Annotated in this window: 20 protein-coding genes and 2 pseudogenes; 13 read left to right on the forward strand and 9 right to left on the reverse strand. The window is 53.7% G+C overall.

What is annotated here, in order from left to right; genetic code table 11:
- Position 1 precedes the first annotated feature (1 nt).
- From soxB to TA5113_RS07685, 4 genes are all read right to left on the reverse strand, one after another.
- The gene (soxB, locus tag TA5113_RS07670; RefSeq protein WP_058315724.1) at positions 2 to 1,699 is read right to left on the reverse strand and encodes a thiosulfohydrolase SoxB; all 1,698 of its coding nucleotides are present in this window, start codon (positions 1,697 to 1,699) and stop codon (positions 2 to 4) included.
- Positions 1,700 to 1,784: 85 nt separating this feature from the next.
- Complete coding sequence (gene soxZ, locus TA5113_RS07675) at positions 1,785 to 2,114, reverse strand: thiosulfate oxidation carrier complex protein SoxZ (RefSeq protein ID WP_058315725.1); 330 nt, start codon at positions 2,112 to 2,114, stop codon at positions 1,785 to 1,787.
- Between the two features lie 18 nt (positions 2,115 to 2,132).
- Positions 2,133 to 2,555, reverse strand: coding sequence for a thiosulfate oxidation carrier protein SoxY (gene soxY / locus TA5113_RS07680; protein ID WP_058315726.1), 423 nt, complete (start codon positions 2,553 to 2,555; stop codon positions 2,133 to 2,135).
- A 313-nt stretch (positions 2,556 to 2,868) separates the two neighbouring features.
- Positions 2,869 to 3,606 (reverse strand): cytochrome c biogenesis CcdA family protein, encoded by a 738-nt coding sequence (locus tag TA5113_RS07685; protein ID WP_058315727.1) that lies wholly within the window; start codon positions 3,604 to 3,606, stop codon positions 2,869 to 2,871.
- Positions 3,607 to 3,680: 74 nt separating this feature from the next.
- Here TA5113_RS07685 and TA5113_RS07690 point away from each other — a divergent pair, with 74 nt between their 5' ends.
- The 3 genes from TA5113_RS07690 to TA5113_RS07700 are packed head-to-tail and all read left to right on the forward strand — an operon-like array spanning position 3,681 to position 5,528.
- The gene (locus TA5113_RS07690; RefSeq protein ID WP_058315728.1) at positions 3,681 to 4,064 is read left to right on the forward strand and encodes a thioredoxin family protein; all 384 of its coding nucleotides are present in this window, start codon (positions 3,681 to 3,683) and stop codon (positions 4,062 to 4,064) included.
- Complete coding sequence (locus TA5113_RS07695) at positions 4,054 to 4,425, forward strand: ArsR/SmtB family transcription factor (protein ID WP_058315729.1); 372 nt, start codon at positions 4,054 to 4,056, stop codon at positions 4,423 to 4,425. The genes TA5113_RS07690 and TA5113_RS07695 overlap by 11 nt, the downstream gene beginning before the upstream one ends.
- A gap of 47 nt (positions 4,426 to 4,472) precedes the next feature.
- A complete protein-coding gene (locus TA5113_RS07700) occupies positions 4,473 to 5,528 on the forward strand; it encodes a YeeE/YedE family protein (RefSeq protein WP_058315847.1) in 1,056 nt (351 codons plus the stop codon).
- Between the two features lie 293 nt (positions 5,529 to 5,821).
- Here the strand turns inward: TA5113_RS07700 and TA5113_RS07705 are convergent, their stop codons facing one another.
- The gene (locus TA5113_RS07705; protein ID WP_058315730.1) at positions 5,822 to 6,601 is read right to left on the reverse strand and encodes a transporter substrate-binding domain-containing protein; all 780 of its coding nucleotides are present in this window, start codon (positions 6,599 to 6,601) and stop codon (positions 5,822 to 5,824) included.
- 125 nt (positions 6,602 to 6,726) lie between these two features.
- Between TA5113_RS07705 and TA5113_RS07710 the strand changes: the two genes are divergently transcribed.
- The 5 genes and pseudogenes from TA5113_RS07710 to TA5113_RS07730 form a co-directional block, all read left to right on the forward strand.
- Entirely contained in the window at positions 6,727 to 7,482 is a 756-nt protein-coding gene (locus TA5113_RS07710) for an amino acid ABC transporter ATP-binding protein (RefSeq protein ID WP_058315731.1), read from the forward strand.
- 10 nt (positions 7,483 to 7,492) lie between these two features.
- Positions 7,493 to 8,230, forward strand: a complete 738-nt coding sequence (locus tag TA5113_RS07715) for an amino acid ABC transporter permease (protein WP_058315732.1) — start codon at positions 7,493 to 7,495, stop codon at positions 8,228 to 8,230.
- 106 nt (positions 8,231 to 8,336) lie between these two features.
- A complete protein-coding gene (locus tag TA5113_RS07720; protein ID WP_058315733.1) occupies positions 8,337 to 9,440 on the forward strand; it encodes a CobW family GTP-binding protein in 1,104 nt (367 codons plus the stop codon).
- A gap of 189 nt (positions 9,441 to 9,629) precedes the next feature.
- A complete protein-coding gene (locus tag TA5113_RS07725) occupies positions 9,630 to 10,373 on the forward strand; it encodes a 1-(5-phosphoribosyl)-5-[(5-phosphoribosylamino)methylideneamino]imidazole-4-carboxamide isomerase (RefSeq protein WP_058315734.1) in 744 nt (247 codons plus the stop codon).
- Positions 10,374 to 10,468: 95 nt separating this feature from the next.
- Positions 10,469 to 10,618: pseudogene (locus TA5113_RS07730) on the forward strand (acyl carrier protein); the annotation flags it as partial.
- 96 nt (positions 10,619 to 10,714) lie between these two features.
- Here TA5113_RS07730 and TA5113_RS07735 read toward each other — a convergent pair.
- Positions 10,715 to 12,802: an ATP-dependent nuclease gene (locus tag TA5113_RS07735; protein WP_245627180.1), complete on the reverse strand. Its 2,088-nt coding sequence runs from the start codon at positions 12,800 to 12,802 to the stop codon at positions 10,715 to 10,717.
- Between the two features lie 117 nt (positions 12,803 to 12,919).
- On the opposite strand from TA5113_RS07735, the gene fabF reads away from it, so the two are divergent.
- Positions 12,920 to 14,176, forward strand: coding sequence for a beta-ketoacyl-ACP synthase II (fabF, locus tag TA5113_RS07740; protein WP_058315735.1), 1,257 nt, complete (start codon positions 12,920 to 12,922; stop codon positions 14,174 to 14,176).
- Positions 14,177 to 14,180: 4 nt separating this feature from the next.
- On the forward strand, positions 14,181 to 15,332 hold the full coding sequence (gene mltG, locus TA5113_RS07745; protein WP_058315736.1) for an endolytic transglycosylase MltG: 1,152 nt from the start codon (positions 14,181 to 14,183) through the stop codon (positions 15,330 to 15,332).
- Positions 15,333 to 15,341: 9 nt separating this feature from the next.
- Here the strand turns inward: mltG and TA5113_RS07750 are convergent, their stop codons facing one another.
- From TA5113_RS07750 to TA5113_RS07760, 3 genes are all read right to left on the reverse strand, one after another.
- Positions 15,342 to 16,178, reverse strand: coding sequence for a dienelactone hydrolase family protein (locus tag TA5113_RS07750; protein ID WP_058315737.1), 837 nt, complete (start codon positions 16,176 to 16,178; stop codon positions 15,342 to 15,344).
- A gap of 134 nt (positions 16,179 to 16,312) precedes the next feature.
- Positions 16,313 to 17,380: an aldo/keto reductase gene (locus tag TA5113_RS07755; RefSeq protein ID WP_058315738.1), complete on the reverse strand. Its 1,068-nt coding sequence runs from the start codon at positions 17,378 to 17,380 to the stop codon at positions 16,313 to 16,315.
- Between the two features lie 141 nt (positions 17,381 to 17,521).
- Complete coding sequence (locus TA5113_RS07760; protein ID WP_058315739.1) at positions 17,522 to 18,886, reverse strand: DUF3179 domain-containing (seleno)protein; 1,365 nt, start codon at positions 18,884 to 18,886, stop codon at positions 17,522 to 17,524.
- 171 nt (positions 18,887 to 19,057) lie between these two features.
- Here TA5113_RS07760 and TA5113_RS07765 point away from each other — a divergent pair, with 171 nt between their 5' ends.
- The 3 genes and pseudogenes from TA5113_RS07765 to TA5113_RS07770 form a co-directional block, all read left to right on the forward strand.
- A complete protein-coding gene (locus tag TA5113_RS07765) occupies positions 19,058 to 19,849 on the forward strand; it encodes an ankyrin repeat domain-containing protein (protein WP_058315740.1) in 792 nt (263 codons plus the stop codon).
- Positions 19,850 to 20,031: 182 nt separating this feature from the next.
- On the forward strand, positions 20,032 to 20,382 hold the full coding sequence (locus TA5113_RS16845) for a hypothetical protein (RefSeq protein ID WP_131726473.1): 351 nt from the start codon (positions 20,032 to 20,034) through the stop codon (positions 20,380 to 20,382).
- Positions 20,282 to 21,019: pseudogene (locus tag TA5113_RS07770) on the forward strand (terminase large subunit domain-containing protein); the annotation flags it as partial. The gene TA5113_RS16845 and the pseudogene TA5113_RS07770, both read left to right, overlap by 101 nt.
- Positions 21,020 to 21,056 lie beyond the last annotated feature (37 nt).

A 21,056-nucleotide genomic window follows, 5' to 3' on the forward strand; every position in this document is an offset into this window, starting at 1 on the left:
GTTAAGCGCCGACAATGTCGACGTTGTTGTTCTCCGACACGGAAACCGTGCCGAGTTTTCGAATATGTGCTTCAACCACATCCCAAATCTGAGGACCTTCGGTACCTTCGTTGACCGAGGCCCAACCAGCGACGGAATAGGACTTGGATGGATCAACTTTTTCGCCTGTCCGCAAAAGGGTCAGGTCCGAAATCCGCGCACCCTGCGGTTGGTTAATGTCGATCCGATAGCTAAGCCCACCGGTGCGCACCATGTCACCGCCCTGTTGATAATAAGGGTCCGGGTTGAAGATGTTGTCGGCCACATCTTCCAATACGGCCATCAGCGTTTCACCCGTCATTTCGGTACGATAGGCTTCGCCGTAGGTCATAGAGGTCACGTTCCAGATGTCTTCACGCGTAATATCTTGACCCGGAATAAGCGATGGCCCCCATCGGACGCCTGGGCTTAGGGCAATCTCGGCCTCTCGCTCGGACAGAAGCGCATCACAGATCAGGTCATCCCAGGACCCGTTGAAATTGCCACGGCGATAAAGCGTACCGTCGGTTTGACCGATCACTTCACGCATTGCTACTTCATGGGGCGCGCGTTCCGCCTCGATCACTGCCGCGACTTCTGGGTCTGGTGCAATCACATCAGAGAAAATCGGGATAAGCTTGTGACGATACCCCATCATACGGCCATCGCGCACATCCAGATCAACGCGTGATACGAATTTCCCGTTGGACCCGGAGGCAACAACGATCGTCTGACCGACAACAACCGGCTCTGGCAGTGCGTCATGGGTGTGTCCAGACAGGATCACATCGATGCCGCTGACCACCGAAGCCATCTTTTTGTCGACGTCAAAACCGTTATGGCTGAGGACAACCACACAATCCGCGCCGGCGGCGCGCACTTCGTCGACCATGGCCTGCATGTTCTCATCTCGAATACCGAAAGAAAACTCCGGGAACATCCAACCGGGGTTGGCAATCGGCATGTATGGGAACGCCTGGCCGATGACAGCGATTTTGCTGCCGCCACGTTCAAAGAACTTATAGGGCGGGAAGAGTTCTGCTGGCTCATCCCATTCCGCGTCAAAGATGTTCTGGCCTAGGGCTGCGAAAGGAAGGCCTTCGACGATCTCGTTTACGCGCTCGGATCCAAGCGTGAACTCCCAATGGAAGGTCATTGCATCTGGCTTGAGTGCGTTCATCACGTTGACCATATCTTGGCCTTGCGTGTGATAGCATGTGTAAGACCCGTGCCAAGTGTCGCCACCGTCCAGCAAAATGGCATCGGGGCGGTCAGCTCGGATCGCGTTAATGGCGGTTGCAATACGATCCAAGCCTCCGACACGCCCGTAACCTTTTGCCAACGCGGCAAAATCACCAGAACTCAACGCATAATGGCTCGGGCCACCATCAGCGATACCGTATAATTTGCGGAAATTGCCGCCGGTCAGATGAGGCACCGCACCTTTGTTGCTTCCAACACCGATGTTTACGGAGGGCTCGCGGAAATAGATCGGTTTCAGCTGCGCATGAATATCCGTCACATGGATCAAGGAAACGTTTCCGAAGGTTTCGAACTGAAACAGGTCGTCTTGGGTTAGGCTTTGTTGAGCGGCCAACCGCGCCCAATTGCCAAAACCAGAAGCCCCGAGCATCGCGGATGCAGCCATTCCGACTTGAAGAAAGTCACGACGGGAGATCATGGTCGTCTAACCGTTATCATATATGCGCATGTATTCATGTGTATGTCGCGGGTCCGCATTGAATTGGATTGGCTGCTAAAGGGGGTTAGGCGATGGCGATTTTCTTCTTCGCTTCGTACACAGACCCATCGTCGTCGTACCAAGTGAACTGGAACTCTCCAGCTTCGGGCACAACCGCTTCGAACTCGAAATATGGATTTGTGGAGATCGACGTTTCGAGCGCCACATCAATAATGTTCTGACCATTAAAGTCAGCTGTGAAACGATTGATAATGGATCGTGGGATCAACGCACCGTCGTCGCCGTGACGCTGCCCGCTTTCCATCTTGTGGCTGATTAGCGTCTTAACGGTGACTGTATCGCCAGCAGCCGCTGTCTTCGGCACTTTCACGCGGGGTTTTACACCTTTTGCCATGGGTAGCTCCTTCGTATGTTAGCCGCCGCAGCCGCCGATTGTGACTTTGACATTGGCTTCAGCGCGCTGGAATGATCCGTCTTCCATTTGCGCAATGGCGATAACATTCTGCGTCGTCGCCAATCGGATGCGCGTGGAGGCAAAGCGTGACCCGCTCAGCGGACCGAACGTGAACGCACCGACCTTTGGCGTCGGGTTCCCGTCTGCAAAAATTGCAACGGCCACTGCACCTGGTGCATCAAACTCTATTGGAACCGAATTTCCGTTCTCAGCGATTTCTGGTGCCGAGATTGATAGATCGCCTGCGCCTGGCGCCGTTCCACCTGTGAATTCAGAAATTGCATCTTCTGCAAGGCTCGCAAAAGCAGGCACGGCTGGCAGACCAGCGAAGGCGATTGCCCCACCGCTGATCGCGAGAACCTGTCGTCTTGAGAATGTCATCCGCTTCTCCAGTATCGTGCCAAAGGCACGTGATTCCAATTAGGTGCAGGATACGGATGCGCAGACTGAGTCCAGTCTCGCTGCTTGTGCGCGATAGCCTAAATGGCTTCGCCTCCTCCCCTGCGGGTGTAAACCCTTGCCTGTACACTAAGGCACACCAACGAAATTTCGCAACAACAAATTCATTATTTTGAATTTATTAATATGTTGCGCCTGCACAATGATTTTCCAATCACAGCTTTAATTATTGGGTCTTCCAAACGCTGCGGTGCAGAAAGTCACGTGACCGGCGATACGAAAGGATACCTCAATCTCATCCTATTTTTCCGAACTCGGGAACCTGCGCTAGGATCCAATAAGCAAAAATTGAGATGGAATCAGAGGCGATCAGCAGCGCGAAAACGATCAGCAACACACCCATCACACGCTCAATATGAGCGAGTTTAGATCGGAACCGCCCAATCCAATTCAGAAACGGGACGATAAAGGCCGCAGCGAAAATAAAAGGCAATGTCATTCCCAAACCGTAGGAGATCAGTAGAGAAGCCCCTTCAAAAACCTGCTCTTGCCCTGCCGCCATAAACAAAATCGCCGCCAAAATTGGCCCAACACAAGGCGTCCATCCAAAGGCAAAGGCAAGACCAAGCATAAAGGCTCCCATTAAGGTGCTGCCGTTTGAGGTTGAAACGCTCACGCCAGTCTGCTTCAGCAAGAAGTTCAATTTGAACACCCCGAGAAACTGCAGCCCCATTGCAAGTACGATCGCTGCAGCTAGCCAGCGCAGCACATCAAAATAGTCGCGTAGCGCTTGCCCTAGGGTCGTCGAGACCAAGCCCAGCAACACAAAAACGGTAATCATACCCATTGAAAACACGATGGACGTCAGGATCATATGCCATCGCACACGGCTGGGTATTGAACCTTGCTCCGCCATTTGGTGCACGCTTCTTCCCGCCAAGTAGGTCAGGTAGAAAGGCACTATTGGCAATATGCAGGGGGAAACGAAAGACAACAACCCGGCGCCAAATGCGGCAAACAACCCGATATCCATGCGCTCTCCTTCGCCTTGATAAATTCAAATATTTGATTATGTTTGACGGAAACGCTCCAAGAACGGAAGTCTGAATGTTGCGAAGCTTCGTTTTGTCAGCGGCTATGACTGTCGCATTTTTTTCGCTCGCTAAGGCAGAGACCGTTCTTTTGATGGCCGAAGAACGTGGCTGCTATTGGTGTGCGAGGTGGACCGAAGAGATCGGACCCATCTATCCAAAGACAGCCGTTGGCAAAACCGCTCCGCTCATTCGCTACAATCGCCGGGATGAAACACCGGATGTCTTACTTACAAATTCCGTGCGCTTTACCCCGACCTTCATTTTGGCCCATGATGGGCAGGAAGTTGGACGCATTGAAGGCTATCCCGGCGAAGATTTTTTCTGGGCTCTCCTTAAATCGCTGTTCACAGACGCGAATATCGCAATAGACGAAACTGGAAAGACAAATGACAGCTGAAGCCGCGCAACCTTCTCAAACCACATCGCGTTTGCCGGTCTTTGACAAGAATATGTGCCATGAAGACATGGAACGTATGATGACAAATGCAGAAACCGCATCGAATTTTCTTAAGGCGATAAGCCATGAAGGTAGATTGATGATCTTGTGCCATTTGGCGACAGGCGAAAAATCGGTGACAGAACTCGAAGAACTGTTGTCAGCGCGGCAATCCGCGGTCTCTCAACAGCTAACACGGTTGCGACTTGAGGGGCTCGTTTCGCCACGTCGGGAAGGTAAGGCAATCTATTATCGCCTAAAAGATGACAGACCAAAGAAAATCATGGAAGTTGTTTACGAGATGTTTTGCTCGGCGGAGTAGAAGAGTAAACGACTTTGTTGCACAGCCGTATCGGGGAGGAGACGGACGTGTTGGAAACGATTGGCGAAGCAAATTTTGCTGCAATTATTGGGCTTTTTGGCGGCTTGATCCTTGGGCTGGCCGCACGCGTTGGGCGGTTTTGCACCCTTGGGGCCATCGAAGACTTCCAATACGGGCACGACAGTCGCCGTCTCAGAATGTGGGGGCTGGCTATCGGTATTGCGGTGATCGGCAGCCACATTGCACTGCAATTTGAAACATTTACGGCAGCAGATACCGCCTACCTGGATCGAGTTTGGAACCCGATTGCGACAATCATCGGTGGGTTGATGTTTGGCTATGGGATGGCCCTTTCTGGTAACTGCGGCTACGGCGCTCTGGCCCGCCTTGGCGGCGGCGATTTGCGATCTTTCGTCGTTGTCATAGTCATGGGATTGTCTGCATACTTCGTTATGTCAGGCCCTTTGGCTCATGCGCGAGTCGCCATTTTTCCAGTCATAACCGGAACAGATGCGCCGCAAGGTATAAGCCAATGGATGGAAGCACAGCTTGGCATTTCAATGCTTGCCGGTGGTCTGCTCATTGGCGGCTTGATCACAACGGTTAGCCTTGCAAATAGACGCTTTATCGACTCTCCCAAGCAAGTTATTTGGGGCGCGTTGGTCGGGATTGCGATTGTTACGGGTTGGATCGGGACGGGGTACGTTGCGACAAATGGGTTTGGCCTTGAGCCAGTCGAGACCCATTCATTTGCAGCACCGATAGGCGACACGATTTTTTATGGTATGACCGCATCAGGAAACACACTTTCATTTTCAGTGGGCTCGGTCATCGGCGTTCTTGCTGGTGCTGCATTGGGCTCATACTCAAAAGGACATTTCCGCTGGGAGGCTTGCGAAGACCCACGCGAGCTGCGCCGCCAGATTTTTGGGGCAGCCTTAATGGGCCCAGGCGCAATCTTGGCGGTAGGTTGCAGCGTCGGGCAGGGAATTTCAGCCTTTTCCATCCTCGCCTTCAGCGCCCCGGTTGCTTTGGTCGCGATTTTTGTCGGCGCAACGATCGGCTTACGGCAATTGATATCAGGGTTTGCGGCGGCTGAGTGATCTAATCAATTTTTTTATGCCTATTGGAAATGAGTGGCCGCCTTTAAAACGATGCCTCGCTTCTAGTGTCTGCTGCAGCTTGAAGCCGTCAGGAGATGATTTCAAAGCAAAGGACCGCTCTTGGTCGACTGTCCAACGCACCAATTTTTTGCGTGAGCAGCATGTTGCTTGTGCAGCATTACTCACTCTGGGCTCATAACTGTCATTCGCCGCACCGCAAAACAAAAAAGTAGACAAGTACAAAAAAGGCCACCCAACCGGGTGGCCTTTCTCATTGTAAATTCAGCTCAAACTCACTCAGACGCCAACCCCCATTTCGCACCCAAGCTGTCAAAGAAGCCTTGTTCCTTCTTCAGGCCAATCCAGGTGTTCACATAGTTGATCCAAACCTGATCCGCCTGCGGCAGCAGCATCGCCACTGGGGTCGGGGAGCGGCCTTCTTCAACCGGCACGATCATCAGGTTGTCGTATTTCTCAACCAAAGTCGCCGCTTCGATGTTAGAGGTGATGTTGGCATCCGCGCGGCCAGACAGCACTTCTTGAAAGTCGCGCGCGGGGGCTTCGACAATGCGGTGCTGTGCATCTGGGAAATAGGCTTTCACTTGCGCTTCTTGGGTGGTGCCCAAGGTCGCGGCCACAGAGACATCCGCCTTGTTCAGATCATCCCAACCGGTGAAACGGTCGGCGTTCTTCTTCAAGGTCAGTGGCACGGTCACCAAAGCGAAGTAGCTGTCAGAATAGCCCGCCACTTTGGCGCGGGAGGCTGACACAGATGCGGAACCGGTCATGTCGTACTGGCCAGAGGTCACGCCGGACACCAGAGTTTTCCAATCGGTTGGGACAAATTCAATCTCAACGCCCAGATCTTTGGCCAGCTCGGTCATGACGTCGATGTCATAGCCTTTGTACGTGTTGGTGGCGACGTCGCGCATGGTCATTGGGTTCCAGTCGCCGGTTGTGCCGACTTTCAGAACCCCTGCGGATAGGATTTCATTCAGTGCTGACTGCGCCGATGCTTGTAGTGCACTTGTGGCCAATACCGCCGCGGCGGCTGCAACTTTAAGAAATTTCATGGATTTTCCTTCCAACACATCTACTTGATGAAACTGGAACTAGGGTTGCATGGTGAATAGTAAATGCAAACAGTCTAAAAACACGCAAAACCGCAAAAAAACATCACATTTTGACGAGCAGGCCCATGACCACATCCCAGACTGAGACCAAGCCCATCATTTCGATGGAAAATGTGTCCAAACACTTTGGGGATTTTCAGGCTTTAAAGAACGTCAATCTGGACGTGGCTCTGGGGGAGCGGGTGGTGGTGTGTGGTCCATCTGGGTCGGGGAAGTCGACGCTGATCCGCTGCATAAACCGGCTCGAGCGTCATGATGCTGGGCGCATTACTGTGGACGGCACAGAGCTGACCAATGATGCGGCCATGGAAAAGGTGCGCGGTTCCGTGGGCATGGTCTTTCAGCAGTTCAATCTGTTCCCGCATTTGACCATCCTAGAAAACCTCTGTTTGGGGCCGCGTCGGGTGCTGGGGCTCTCCCCTAAGGACGCACGGGACAGGGCGTTGACCTACTTGGAACGGGTGCAGATCCGGGACCAAGCGGACAAATACCCGCGGCAACTGTCTGGTGGGCAACAGCAGCGGGTGGCGATTGCGCGCTCACTTTGCATGGAGCCGCGGATTTTGCTGTTTGATGAACCAACGTCCGCGCTTGACCCCGAAATGATTGCTGAGGTGCTGGAGGTCATGACGGAACTTGCCGGCAGCGGCATGACGATGATTGTGGTGACCCACGAAATGGGCTTTGCGCGCCGGGTGGCGGATCGGATGGTCTTTATGGATCAGGGGGAGATCGTTGAAGTCGGCCCCGCGGAAGAGGTGTTTTCTGCGCCGAAATCCAAGCGCTTTGCGCAGTTCATCAATCAAATCTTGAACCACTGAGGATAGAGCCATGAAAAACCTTCTCATCCTCGGTACCTCTCTGTTTTTGCTTAGCGGCTGTTCGGGCAATTGGGGCTGGTACGTGGTGGACCCAACCACGCCATCAGGATTCAATAACCTCAAATTCATGGCCAGCGGGGCGATTTATACGATCCAGATGTCGCTGACGGCCATAGCGATTTCGGTTGTCGTCGGCCTGCTGGTGGCCTTGCCGGGCTTGTCAGAGAAACGCGGCTGGCGGGTTTTTAACCGCACCTATGTCGAAATCGTGCGCGCCGTACCGGTATTGGTGCTGATCCTCTGGGTTTATTACGGACTGCCTGCCATCACAGGGATCACCCTTGGCGTCTTTTGGGCTGGCGTTTTTGCCTTAGCGTTAAGCGACAGCGCCTTTCAGGCAGAGATTTTCCGCGCGGGCATCCAGTCCATTGGACGCGGCCAATACGAGGCGGCGCAATCCATTTCTCTGAATTACCGCGACACCATGCGCTATGTGATCTTGCCGCAAGCGATCCGGCGCATATTGCCAGCCTTGGGCAATCAGTTTGTCTATATGCTGAAGATGTCTTCGCTCGTGTCCGTCATTGGCATGCAGGAGCTCACGCGGAAAGCCAACGAGTTGGTGGTGGCAGAATATCGACCGCTCGAAATCTATACGATCCTCGTCCTAGAATATTTGGTTCTCATCCTCATCGTCTCTGCGGGGGTTCGGTGGTTGGAACGGCGGTTGATGGGGGACGAGGTCTGATCAAACTCCGCTTGATCAACGTTATATCATAACATATTTTCAGCGCCGACGAGGTGCATAATGATGCGAAGTTTCGCGCCGTTTGCGCAGTTAAGGAAAGCTTTTTATGACAGACTCCAAAGCCAATGACATCAGGGTGCCTGTGACGATTCTCACAGGGTTTCTGGGTGCCGGCAAAACCACGCTTCTGAACGCGATTTTAAACGATGCGTCCAACGGGCGCGCAGCCGTGATTGTAAACGAGTTCGGTGAAGAAGGGCTAGATCACGATCTGATCGAGGAATCCGGGGACGAAATCACCCTGATGCAATCGGGCTGCCTGTGCTGCTCGGTCCGGGGTGATCTGTCAAAAACCATCATGCTGTTGCTTTCACGGCGGGCCTACAAGCAATTGGAGTTTGAGCGGATTGTGATTGAGACCACGGGTCTGGCTGATCCCGGCCCGATATTGCAAACGCTGCTGGTGGATCGACACCTTGCAAAGACCACGAAGATGGATGGCGTGGTGACTGTTGCGGATGCGGTCAATGGGCCAGCAACTCTGGATGCGCAGTTTGAGGCGGTGTCTCAGGCAGCAACGGCGGATTTGATTGTGGTGAGCAAAACCGATCTGGTGTCCCCCTCTGAAGTCACCGCATTTGAAGATCGCCTAAGCCGTCTGAACCCAGCAGCCCAGATTGTCCATTCTGTGAAAGGGCAGGGGATCTCGGATAAAATCTATGGGTTAAGTGCTCTGACGCCGGATGCCAAGACGTCGGATGTCTTGGCGTGGACCAGCGATGCGAAGGCTACGGCGTCTGCACCTTTAGGCGCGACACAGCCAGCCAAAGCCGATCCTTTGGCCAACCTATCGGGCTTTGCCTCTACGAAATCGACACCGGTGGCCAGCTCCATGCATGACGACCGGATCGGATCCGCGTCAATTGTGTTGGATGACCCGATCCCGGACGTGGTGTTTGACCGGTGGCTGGATACGTTGATTTCTTTGCGGGGCCCTGACGTGCTGCGCATCAAGGGGATTGTGTTCCTTGAAAGCGTCGACCTGCCATTCGTGTTCCACGGCGTCCAACACGTTTTTGATCCACCCGTACAGCTTAAGGAATGGTCCAAAGAGGACCGCCGTTCGCGCATTGTGGTGATTGCCCGCGATTTAAGCCAGCCAGAGATACAAGCGAGCCTTGAGATGCTCAAAATGCGCGAAAAAGCTTAAACAACGATATGCAGCCTCTACCTTTATCGGTGGAGGCTGTTTCCTTCCAGAAGCGATTATTTTGGCCCAAGTCGGTTTTGTGCCCAAACCCGCCGATTTGGGATCAGGAGAAAGCCGGGTTACTGTAGAAGCTTGTCCCAAAGGGCGTGTGTGCCCGATCGCGGGACGCGATGAGCTTTGGAGGAAGGCATGATTGTATATCCCACATTGGAATTGCAGAACGGCAAATGCGTGACGCTGGAGCGTGGACGCCTTGAGGAACCAGCAATCTGGCATGTGGACCCGGTGGAGACGGCGCAGGGTTTTGCTGCGGATGGGGCCGAATGGGTGCATGTGACTGACTTGGATGCCGTCGCCGGTGAAGGCGACAATGACGCCTTGATCGAAGAGATGATCCGCACAGTGCCTGCCTCCGTGCAGATCGGCGGCGGCATGCGGTCCCGCGAACGCATTGAGCATTGGATCGACAAAGGCGCAGGCCGTGTGGTGGTGGGCACTCTGGCAGTGCAAGACCCAAGCACGGTGCAGGAACTGGCCATGCGCTACCCGGATCAGATCGTGCTGGCGGTGGACATTTTCCAAGGCAAGCTGATGACCGAAGGCTGGCGCAATCCCGGCGCGATGGTGCCCGAGGATTTTGTGCGCGCTTATGATGACGCGCCGCTCGCTGGGGTGATCGTGACGGATATCGATGCCGACATCGGCGATCAGGACGGCCAGCTTGGGGTAATCTCGGGTCTGTCTGCAGCCACGCGCCACCCGGTGATTGCACGGGGCACTGTGCACGTGGCCGATGACGTGTCGCGCCTGAAATACGTGGCCAATATCAGCGGCACAATGGTGGGGCGGTCGCTTTTTGCCAAGGATTTGGATTTGAAAGAGGCCTTAGAGCTGGCGCAGGAAGCACCGGAGCCGAAGGCTCAGTTTGTTTAAGGAACGGGTTTAGGAGCGCGTTTTCCCGTGGCGCTCCAGCGACTTTGATGCGACCCGGATCCTAGAAACCGCGCTCCTGAGAAGGGGCGCGGTTGTTTTTTGACGATCTGGGCGCAGACTCTCTGGACACCGTAGTGCTGGTTATGGCTTTCGAAGAAGAGTTCGGCATCGAAATCCCTGACGACGCAGCAGAGACCATCCAGTCTTTCGGCGACGCATTGAAATTCATTTCCGGAGCTTCTTAGGCTTCGTTAGAGATCAAGTCGGAAAAACCTCGCGCAAGCGGTGGGGGGCTTGGGGAAGGGAGGACGCCAAGTAGTTCTAAGTCGTTTGATTGCAGACTAATTTTCTGCGGCGATGGCCTTTTCCAAAATATCGTATAGCTCAGGCGCGACGGTAAAACCTTTTGGAGTCGTAAACGAATTTATTAAAGCGTCGTCGTAGCCGTACTTTTTTGCGATAGGTTTTAGCGCTTTATGCAGTTTTTTACCTTTTACAGTCGCTGGTGATTGCTCTCCTGCAGCTTGCCATAGATCTTCCGCTTTTGGACACCCACCATCAGGCCATAGAGAGCGCATGATTTGTTTTCTTTTCTCAAAAAACTCTTTCCGGACTCGTACTACATTACTCGCGGCTTCGGTCCTCCACTCTTCGGCAGTTGCCTCACTGATCCCATAAAGCGCCGACAAATACTTTGCAGAACAAAAGTATCCCTCTAAGTCCGATCCCGCCGTTACCCAGGGATAAACTCCGTCAGTGGAAAAGCTTTTGCGCCACATTTCTGCTTCGTCTTCCGTCATGAAGTCGCCATCTCGGTGAATGCCTGCTTTTACTTTGAGTTCACCATCGATAAGCAAACCCTCCAAAAATTTATCTTTTGGCAGGTTTTCGATTCCAAAACATCGGCACACGGAAACTTGAGCCGACAATTTTGGCCATTGTCGGAGAATTGCGCGAAGAGGTTTGTCGTCTTTGTCTTCTGCGAATAGCAGGATAGATTTATCCAATCCTCCCCAACCTAAGAGCCTGCGGATTGCTTCATCATCTTGGGTTTGAACAGTCCCGTCACGCATCCAAACCAATTTTGAGGCTAAGCTGGCTGCTCGAACTATATTGGGGCTGTGCGTGGTCAAAATGATTTGTGTTTCGAATTCAATTGAAGCCGCTTCTAATGCTTCGACCAAACGTTCTTGCTTATCAGGATGCAAGTGGGCATCCGGTTCGTCGATAAGCATAATTTTCGGCCTAAACAAAATTAGATAAGCAAAGATTTGTACGACTTGAAGGATGCCCGTGGCGGCAGTTTCGAGGGGCCGAACGTTTCCGCTTTTGGTGTCTTTGATTGTAGCCGAGATGTGAAAATCTTCTCGTTCATCAAATGAAACACCAATTGATGAATTCGGATGAACACTAGCAATTAGGCGATTGAGTGCATTTAGCCTAGTTCTGCCAGCACCTGGTTCGCTGTCGAAGCTGCTATCAGTACTTAAGTTGTACAAAATATTCCGCAGCACTCCTCCGGCATCACCGCTAGATGCTTGTCGACGGAGTGTCGGTTGCGCCAAAATTGCTTCGCTCTCAGAGAGGCCGGCTAGTCCAGGGATGTAGGCTGTAATAAATTGTACGCGTTGCTTATAAGGTGTTACAGCGCTTCCACCTTCCATGTAGGCTGTAATGCCCCCTTTGTTTCTAGCTGCTCTAATTTTAACGGAAGCTTGCGTCTGGCCGTCTGTATCGGATTCGTGCCTGAAATAAACTTCAACCGCTTCGGATTTTGATCCAGTCTTTAGCTCACCGTTGTGTAGTGTTTTAAGCGGTTCGCTAGACGGGATATAGTCCAGTCTTTCGAAAGAGATCATTTCCTTTTGGTTTTTAGGCAGGACATAGCTAGCGGCTCTCGCGGCCCAATGGATGGCTTGGAGCACTGATGATTTGCCGCACCCATTTGGACCAACAAGTATAGTGACATCACCTATTGGAATTTTAGCTTCTTGCGCTGCTTTAAAATTCCTAACCGTTATTTCGGTCAGTCTAGACCAGCGTTTGGCGCGCGAAGAACGGGTGTCTACAACACGCGAACCGGTTAGTTCTTCAATAGTTCCTTCCGGTTCGGGCGCATCAAAAGCGTTGAGGCTGACTTCTCGCGAATTTTGACCATCAGCGACACCAAGTTCATCTAAAATTGCAATGTCTGTGTCTTCACTAAATTCTAGCAAATAGCCGTAAATTTCGCCTTCTTTTCCAACTCGTTCTATGAGGTGCCAGCTGGTTGTCTCTAAATACTCAATGTCTATTTCCCAATCAGTTGCAATGTCTTTTGCAGTTGGCTCAGACTGTGGTTCAAATCCGCTCATGAAAGTACTTTTCTCGTTTAAATTTGATTTAGTATACGAAAATACGAATTTCATTAAAGCGGTGATTGCGCTCATTGCCTTAAATGTCCTCAAGACAATCCAGCCAATTTCCACCAACCCCTCAACCCACTCTTGCCCCTGCCACCCAAGCCTTGGTATGAGCATGCAACGAATTGAGGAAAGGGCAGCGAAATGCGGCGTGTCGTCATTACTGGTCTGGGGCTTGTGACCCCTCTGGCTTCTGGTGTGGAAGAAAGCTGGACGCGGATTTTGGACGGGCAATCCGGTGCCGGTCCGATCACCCGGTTTGATGCGGAAAATGTCACCACCAAATATGCCTGCGAAGTGCCTTTGGGCGATGGCTCTGATGGGACGTTCAATGCCGATGATTGGCTGGCCCCAAAAGAACGTCGTAAAGTCGATGACTTTATCCTTTACGGCATTGCCGCCGCCGAGATGGCCGTGCAAGACGCCGCTTGGACCCCTGAGGGCGAAGAGGATCGTCTGCGCACCGGTGTCATGATTGGCTCTGGTATCGGTGGTCTGAACTCCATTGCGGAAACCGCGATCCTGATCAAAGAGCGTGGGCCGCGGCGCGTGTCTCCGTTCTTTATTCCGGGGGCGTTGATCAACCTGATTTCTGGCCAAGTGTCTATTCGCTATGGCTTTAAAGGGCCGAACCACTCGGTTGTGACCGCCTGTTCCACGGGCGCGCACGCGATTGGCGATGCGAGCCGGTTGATCAAGAATGGCGATGCGGATGTGATGATTGCCGGCGGCGCGGAAGCGGCGATTGGTGAGATTGGTATCGCGGGCTTTAACGCCTGTAAGGCGCTGTCCACCAAACGTGCCGATGACCCGAAAGCGGCGTCCCGTCCATATGATGAGGACCGCGATGGGTTTGTCATGGGTGAAGGCGCGGGTGTTGTCGTGCTAGAAGAGTATGACCACGCGGTGGCCCGTGGTGCGAAGATTTACGCAGAGGTGCTGGGGTATGGTCTGTCTGGCGATGCCTATCACATCACTGCGCCATCTGAGGATGGTGAGGGCGGTGAACGCTCTATGCGCGCAGCTCTTAAGGACGCAGGTCTGGAGCCAGCGGCGATTGACTATATCAACGCGCATGGCACATCCACCATGGCCGACAGCATTGAGCTGGGCGCGGTGGAGCGCATGATGGGCGATGCGGCGGCGAATGTGACCATGTCTTCCACGAAATCCATGACCGGCCACCTCTTGGGCGCGGCGGGCGCGATTGAAGCGATCTTCTCGGTTCTGGCGATCCGGGATCAAGTGGCACCGCCGACCATCAACCTGGACAATCCAGCGGTTGAAACCAAAGTCGATCTTGCGCCGAACGCAAAGGTGGAGCGTGAGATCAATGTGGCGCTGTCCAATTCCTTCGGGTTTGGCGGCACCAATGCCTCGGTGATCTTCGGAAAGGTCTAAATCCATGTGGCGGAGCATCGCGTCGAACGCGCTGACGTTGTTGATAGTCGCGATGTTCCTATTGGGTGGTGTCATCCTTTGGGGACAGAGCCAGTATAAGGCCGCGGGCCCGTTGGCCGATGCGATCTGTGTAAAGGTCGAACGTGGCTCTAATATGCGCCGCGTGTCGGGGCAGCTGGAAGCGGCTGGAGCGGTGACCAATGGCGCGCTGTTCCGTATTGGTGCGGATTATGCGGAAAAGTCTCAGCAACTGAAAGCCGGGTCTTTCTTGGTGCCTGCGGGTGCGTCCATGGAAGAGATCACAGATATTGTGACCCGCGGCGGGGCGTCCACCTGCGGCACTGAAGTGGTTTACCGCATCGGTGTGACCCGCGCGACGGTGCAGGTGCGAGAGCTTGATCCTGCGACCAATCGGTTTGTCGATGTGGTGTCCTTTGAGCCTGCTGAGGCGGAAGCACCAGAGATTTTCACCAAGGTGCGCGCGCAGTCGGACACGCGCTATCGCATTGCGATGGCAGAGGGTGTGACCAGCTGGCAAGTTGTTGATGTGCTTGGCAAGATTGACCTGCTGAGCGGTGAAGTTGAGGTGCCAGCAGAAGGCACCTTGGCGCCAGATTCCTATGAGATCAGCGAAGGGGATACCCGGGCCTCTGTCATCGACCGTATGCAGTTGGCGCAGGCGACAGCAGTCGAAGAAATCTGGGCTGCTCGCGATCCCGAAGTGCCGTTGTCTGACCCGGTTGAACTGCTGATCTTGGCGTCGATCGTTGAGAAAGAGACCGGTGTTGCGGAAGAACGTCGTCAGGTGGCGAGCGTGTTTGCGAACCGTCTGAACCGCGGCATGCGTCTGCAGACTGACCCGACAGTGATCTATGGCATCACGAAGGGTGAGGGCACGTTGGGTCGTGGTCTGCGCCGCAGCGAATTGCAGCGTGAGACACCGTGGAACACCTATCAGATTGATGGTCTGCCCGTGACGCCCATTGCCAATCCGGGCCGTGCGAGCCTTGAGGCGGCGGCGAACCCTGATACCACAGAGTACATCTTCTTTGTGGCGGATGGCACCGGTGGCCACGCCTTTGCGACCACATTGGCAGAGCATAACCGCAATGTTGCCAAATGGCGTGAGATTGAGGCCGAGCGGGCCAACCAGTAGCTTGTCTGGCTACTCGTAGCCTCCTGTTAAATCACGCCAGATCACCGGGGCCAGTTGTGGCCCGATCTTGTAATACCAATGGTCATGCCTGGGAATGTTCACGTAAGTCACATCATGGCCCGCATCGGAGAGCATTCTGGCCGCGCGCTGCATATTCTCCTGTGGAAACAGATGGTCGTGTTCGCCCGTGTAAAGGTACAGTGGAACCGGAGTGTTTGATCTGCGAAGCGCATTTGCTCGTGTTGCGGACCCGTGACTGGCCATCGCACGCCATAAAGGGTTATCTTCTCCGGCTAAGCTCTGCACAAAAATTCCTCCTGCAGAATGGCCCATCACGTAGACTTGCTTACGGTCGATTGGATAATGGTTTTCAGCCTCATTCCGCAGTGCTTGCATAAAGGGCAGACCATCGTCACTTAAGTTCCAAGTTTGCGGATTCTGTGCTTCTGGAGCAATCAAGACAATGCCTTGTCGCTGAGCGGTCTCGCGCCACATGTCTATCATCGAGGTACCAGGTCGGTTTGATCCGTGAAGCAAGATCAAAGTCGGAAAAGGTCCAAAACCACCAGGTGATGTCCCAAACCAAGTGCGTTTGGTTGAGGCGTTTTCAGGGAATGTGAACGTATGCCTTTTGGCTATGTTCACCGGTGGCGTGTAGGTCGCGCTTTCTTTCCTTAGGTCGAAGTTTTGTAAACTATCGTAAGCTTTGAGCCGTCCAGGAGTTTGGTTTTCTGCACCAGCTAACGCGCGATCTTTTATGTCACTGTTTGCCGGTGGGAAAAGAATGACTATTGCGGCGACAGCGACTGTAATTGTCGCCAGAAATACAGAGAAAAAACGTAGCATTTGTTGAAAGCCCGAACATCATTAAAATTGAATTGAGGGTTGATTAACAAATCTAGGTGGCCGTTTTATGGCTCAACTTGGCCGAATATTCAAAGAAAAAGGGCGCAGCCATCTGCGCCCTTTCTTTGTTTTGGTTAACCCGCGTCGCGGATGCCGCCGCGCCCCAAGGACGGGCTTGGGTTTGCGTCGTGCAGGTCTTCAATGGCGTTCAGCACATCTTCTGACAGGGTGACGTCTTCGGCCGACAGAACCTCTTCCAACTGTTCAATCGATGTCGCGCCGATGATGTTTGACCCCAGATAGGGGCGGGAGTTCACAAAGGCGATGGCCAGTTGGGTTGGCGTCAGTCCGTTGTCAATTGCCAGCTCGACGTATTTGCGGACGATGTCGCTGTCGCGGTTTGCGTGGTGTCTGCCCATAATATTTGCGCCCCATGGCAGGGTGAAGCGGGCGTTGTCGGGTTGTTTGCCGTCTAGGTATTTGCCCGACAAAATGCCGCCCGCCAGAGGGGAGTAGGCCAGCAAGTCGACCTTTTCTTTCATGGCAACTTCGCCAGTCGCTGTGTCCCAGTTGCGTTGCAGCAAGGAATAGGGGTTTTGGCTGGACTGAATGCGTGGAAGGCCTTTGGTTTCAGCCAGTTGCAAGTATTTCATGATCCCCCAAGGGGTTTCATTGGACACGCCAATCTCGCGGATTTTGCCTTTTTCGATCATGCGACCCAAGGCGTCCAACATGCCTTCCATGTCTTCGCCGCTCAGTTCCGTATGCAGATGCGGTTGGAAATCCCGTTGTGCGAAGAAGTTGGTTTGGCGCTGCGGCCAGTGGAGTTGGTAAAGGTCGATCACATCGGTTTTCAGGCGCTTCAGAGAGCCGTCTACGGCCTCTTCGACATCCGCTGGCATTAAGCCACGACCCCGGCAGAGCGGCGCAGGGCCGGCCATTTTGGTGGCGAGGATGACTTCGTTGCGACGCCCGGTTTTTTCAAACCATTGGCCGATGATGTCTTCGGTGCCGCCGGTGCTGTCCTGGCCCGCTGGGACCGGGTAGATTTCGGCGGTGTCCCAGAAGTTCACGCCGTGATCCAGCGCGAGGTCCATTTGGGCGGCGCCTTCATCATAGGTGTTCTGCATGCCCCAGGTCATGGTGCCCAGGCAGATGCGGGAAACGTTCAGGTCGCTGGTGCCAAGCTTGCGGTATTTCATCAGATGCCCCTGTTTAAATTGTTCTGAAATAAATGGGACCCGCCGGAGGGCAGGTCTCTTTGATTGCAAAGTAAGAGGTATTGCGTGGAATTAAACCACTTACCAAGTGGTAACGCCGCAAAAAATTTGCGGCTTTGTGTGTCAGCCGTTCCAAAGCTCTGTGTCTGGGTGGAATTGCGACCAGGCAAACCAGAAAGCTTGGTGGCTTCCGAGTGGCTCTCCAGAAGCGTTGACGGCTTTTACGCCGCCTGCATCCAAGACGAGGCGGATGTTTTCATGCGTGATGTCTTTGCCGCGTTTTAAGGCTGAAACAGCTTTGCTGCGCTGAAAGGCGATGGGTTGGCCAGAAGCGGTGATGACGCCGATGATGTCTTCGTGCACAGGCAGGCGGGGGTCCACGTCGCCGACAGGGAAGATCGGGCCGCCCGCGTCACGACCATTGCGGAAATCAAAATTGCGACCCAAAGCCAGTTCTTCAATTAAAACAGTGGTTTCTGGGTGCGCTTTCTTCCATTCACCCCATGTGGTGGTGATCACATTGGCCTGATTGAGCGTGATGCCTTTCTTGGCCAAGGGTCCCGTGACCGCATTGCCTTTGAACGTGTCAAAGACCGAATAGCTGGTGATGTCATACATGACTTTATTGGACCGGATCAGCATACCAGAGGTACGCAGCACTGGGCGCTTGATGCCTTTGGGCAGATCGTCGGTGAAATAGGCCTGAGCCGCGCCGCAAAGGGTGCAATAGGGGATTGCGAGGTCGCGGCCACCGAGTGTGTCGTTGACCATCTCGCGCACTTCCATGATCTGGCGGGGGTAGGCGCGGTATTCGCCGTTCACTTCAATGCCGAAGACAATGTCGCGGTTTTTCAGCCATTTGGCCTCCTCTGCGGATTGCACTTCGGGATTATCGGCGGCTGGAATGCAGTTGCAGCGGTCATCGGTGGTGTCATAGGGGCGATTGTCGATGAAAACGCCACCCCAGGACACATGGCGCCAGTCGATGTCGCCCTCGACAAAAAGCGGTTCCCATTGCGGCACCACAGAGGTGAAGATCTCGCGTTTCACGCGCAGATAGTTCGGCGGTGCAGGGATGTCCCAAGCGATGAGGTGGTCGGTGATCACACCCCAATGGTTGCGTCTGGGTGGGGAAATGCCCAGCAGTGCGGCGGCGGAGTTGGCGAGGGCTTGGTTAAGCTGCGCGTTGGAAGCAAACCGCATGAGGTCAGCAACGATCCAAGCCACACGTGCGTCGCCTGAATTCGTGATCCTGTGCAGGCTGATGTTTTGCGGGTCGCCCCATTGGCCTTCCAGCATGCTGTCGATGAAGGCGACTTGGATCGCGGTTTCCAGTTCGCTGGAGAGTGGGCCGGTTTTGATGGCGGGCGGTTGTCCGAATTGGTCGATGGCGTGATCAGTTTGGGCCGTTGCTGGGAGGGGCAGAGCAGTGAGCGCAAGGAGAAGCGCTAAGGACAGTGCTGCTTTGAAACGGGGTATCTGAGCCATTGGGCTACCCTTTGCTGAGATTAGGTTGGGCATAGAGTTCACGGAAATCCATTCAACAGCCAATCACGTTTGGGTTAGATTGGAGATGAGTTCGAATAAATTAACCTGATTGGATCAAATATTTGCCGTATTATCCGGACAGGAAGAGTGGATTGATAAAGGACTTTTCCGATGAATATTGATGATTTGATGAAGCGAACCACTGACCTGATGATGGGTTTGTCTGGTTTTGATCTTGAGCGTCAGGCGAAGCTTTTGCCCGAGTGTGAAGCTTTGAAGAAAGAACTGGTTGCTGCGGCACAGGCCCATCCTGAACTCGCGGAATTGGAACAGCTGAGTGAAGCGTTGGAAATGAGCGTTAGGTTGCATGCAGAGCTCATGGAAAATCCGTCGCTCGCTGCTGACATCGAGGACCGTATGAAGCAGCCAATTGAGCCGGAGACAGCAATTTTTGAAGCTATTGATGACTGCGATTTGGAAGCCGTTCGTGCGGCGCTAAGTGACTGGGATATCAACAAACAAATTGGTCAATATGACAAGACTGCGCTTTATGCGGCGATGTCCAACATGCTTGGCGTATCTTTGGACGTTATTTCCCTGCTTTTGGATCATGGCGCGGATCCAAGTTTGGGACTGACCCATACGAATGTTTTGCATGGTTTGGGCTTTGCAAATCTGAACGATGTTGATGCCACAGCACTTTCGAAAATTGTCCTTCGCTGTGTCGAGCTTGGAGCAGATATTGAACAGCGGTCTGAAAACTTGGAATGGACACCCCTGATCACTGCTGTTTCAGAGTGGAACCCGGTCGCAACAGAAGCGCTTTTGTTGGCGGGTGCGGATATAAAAGCGCGTGCAGGCGACACCGGGAAGGGCTGTTTTTCGGGTGCTGGTGTGTTTGCTTTTGCAAATGGCCATGCGCCAACGATGGCAGTTTTGAAGTCCTACTCCAAAGCGAATTGATCGATGTTTTTTAGGCTGCGATCTGTCGGTTAACGCTCTGTAAATAAACGAATTATTGACAATCGTCACGGTCCTTGTTAAAGATATGACATGCTGGAAGAAATGGGCGCGGCCTTGGGGAAACCTGAAGGCTGTTTTCATTTCGCTCGTGTGGGAGGCAACAACACGAGAGGCGAAAACAAATGCAACAATCAAAAACGCCGGAAAATGGCTCTTCCGTTGAAGAAGAGTTTGATGCGGTTCGCCAGACTTTGGCGCATCTGACCCAGTCTTTGCGGGGTCTAGAGGATGAGGTCATGGCAGGTGATGCCGCGTCGGTGCGGGAGGCGAGCAAATTGCTGAGCGATATCCGCACCTGGAGCCGTTTGGCCATAGAAATGGAGGCTCGTTTTGAAGAGCGACGAAAACAACAAGCAGGTATTGTCGATGGATATGCGCTCGACCTTATTGAGGCCCGACGGACGATCGGGTGCCGATTGGCTCGTTTGCGAAGATGTTGCCGTGAGGGACAGGTTTCTGGATGGGTTAAGTGAGGGAGAGCTGTTGGCTCTCCCTTATTTGTTTGAGTTCTGGGCGATGGGGCATCAGTTGCCCCCCGTCTTGGCGAATGGTGGCGATTGGAAGACCTGGGTTGTGATGGGTGGCCGGGGGGCTGGGAAGACCCGTGCGGGGGCGGAATGGGTGCGCTGCATGGTCGAAGGGGCGAAACCGTTGGATGTGGGGAAGGCGGCGCGGGTGGCTTTGGTGGGCGAAACCTTGGAGCAGGTGCGCGAGGTGATGGTGCATGGGGAGAGTGGGATTATTGCCTGTTCACCGCCGGATCGAAAACCTGTCTGGCATGAAACGCGGCGGCGGTTGACTTGGCCGAATGGGGCCATGGCGCAGGCGTTTTCCGCCCATGACCCGGAACGGCTGCGGGGGCCGCAGTTTGATGCGGCTTGGGTGGATGAGTTGGCGAAGTGGAAGAATGCACAAGAGACCTGGGACATGCTGCAATTCGGGCTGCGCTTGGGGGATCATCCGCAACAGGTGGTGACGACGACGCCGCGCAATGTGCCGGTGTTGCGCAAGCTGTTGGAGGTGGAGAGCACGGTGCAGACCCATGCCACAACGCAGGACAATCGGGCAAATTTGGCGGAGAGTTTTTTGGCGGAAGTTGAACGGCGCTATGAATAGCCCCTAGTTTCCTAGACGCCTTCTTGTTTGT

Source organism: Cognatishimia activa (assembly GCF_001458335.1).
In the GTDB taxonomy this organism is placed as follows: domain Bacteria; phylum Pseudomonadota; class Alphaproteobacteria; order Rhodobacterales; family Rhodobacteraceae; genus Cognatishimia; species Cognatishimia activa.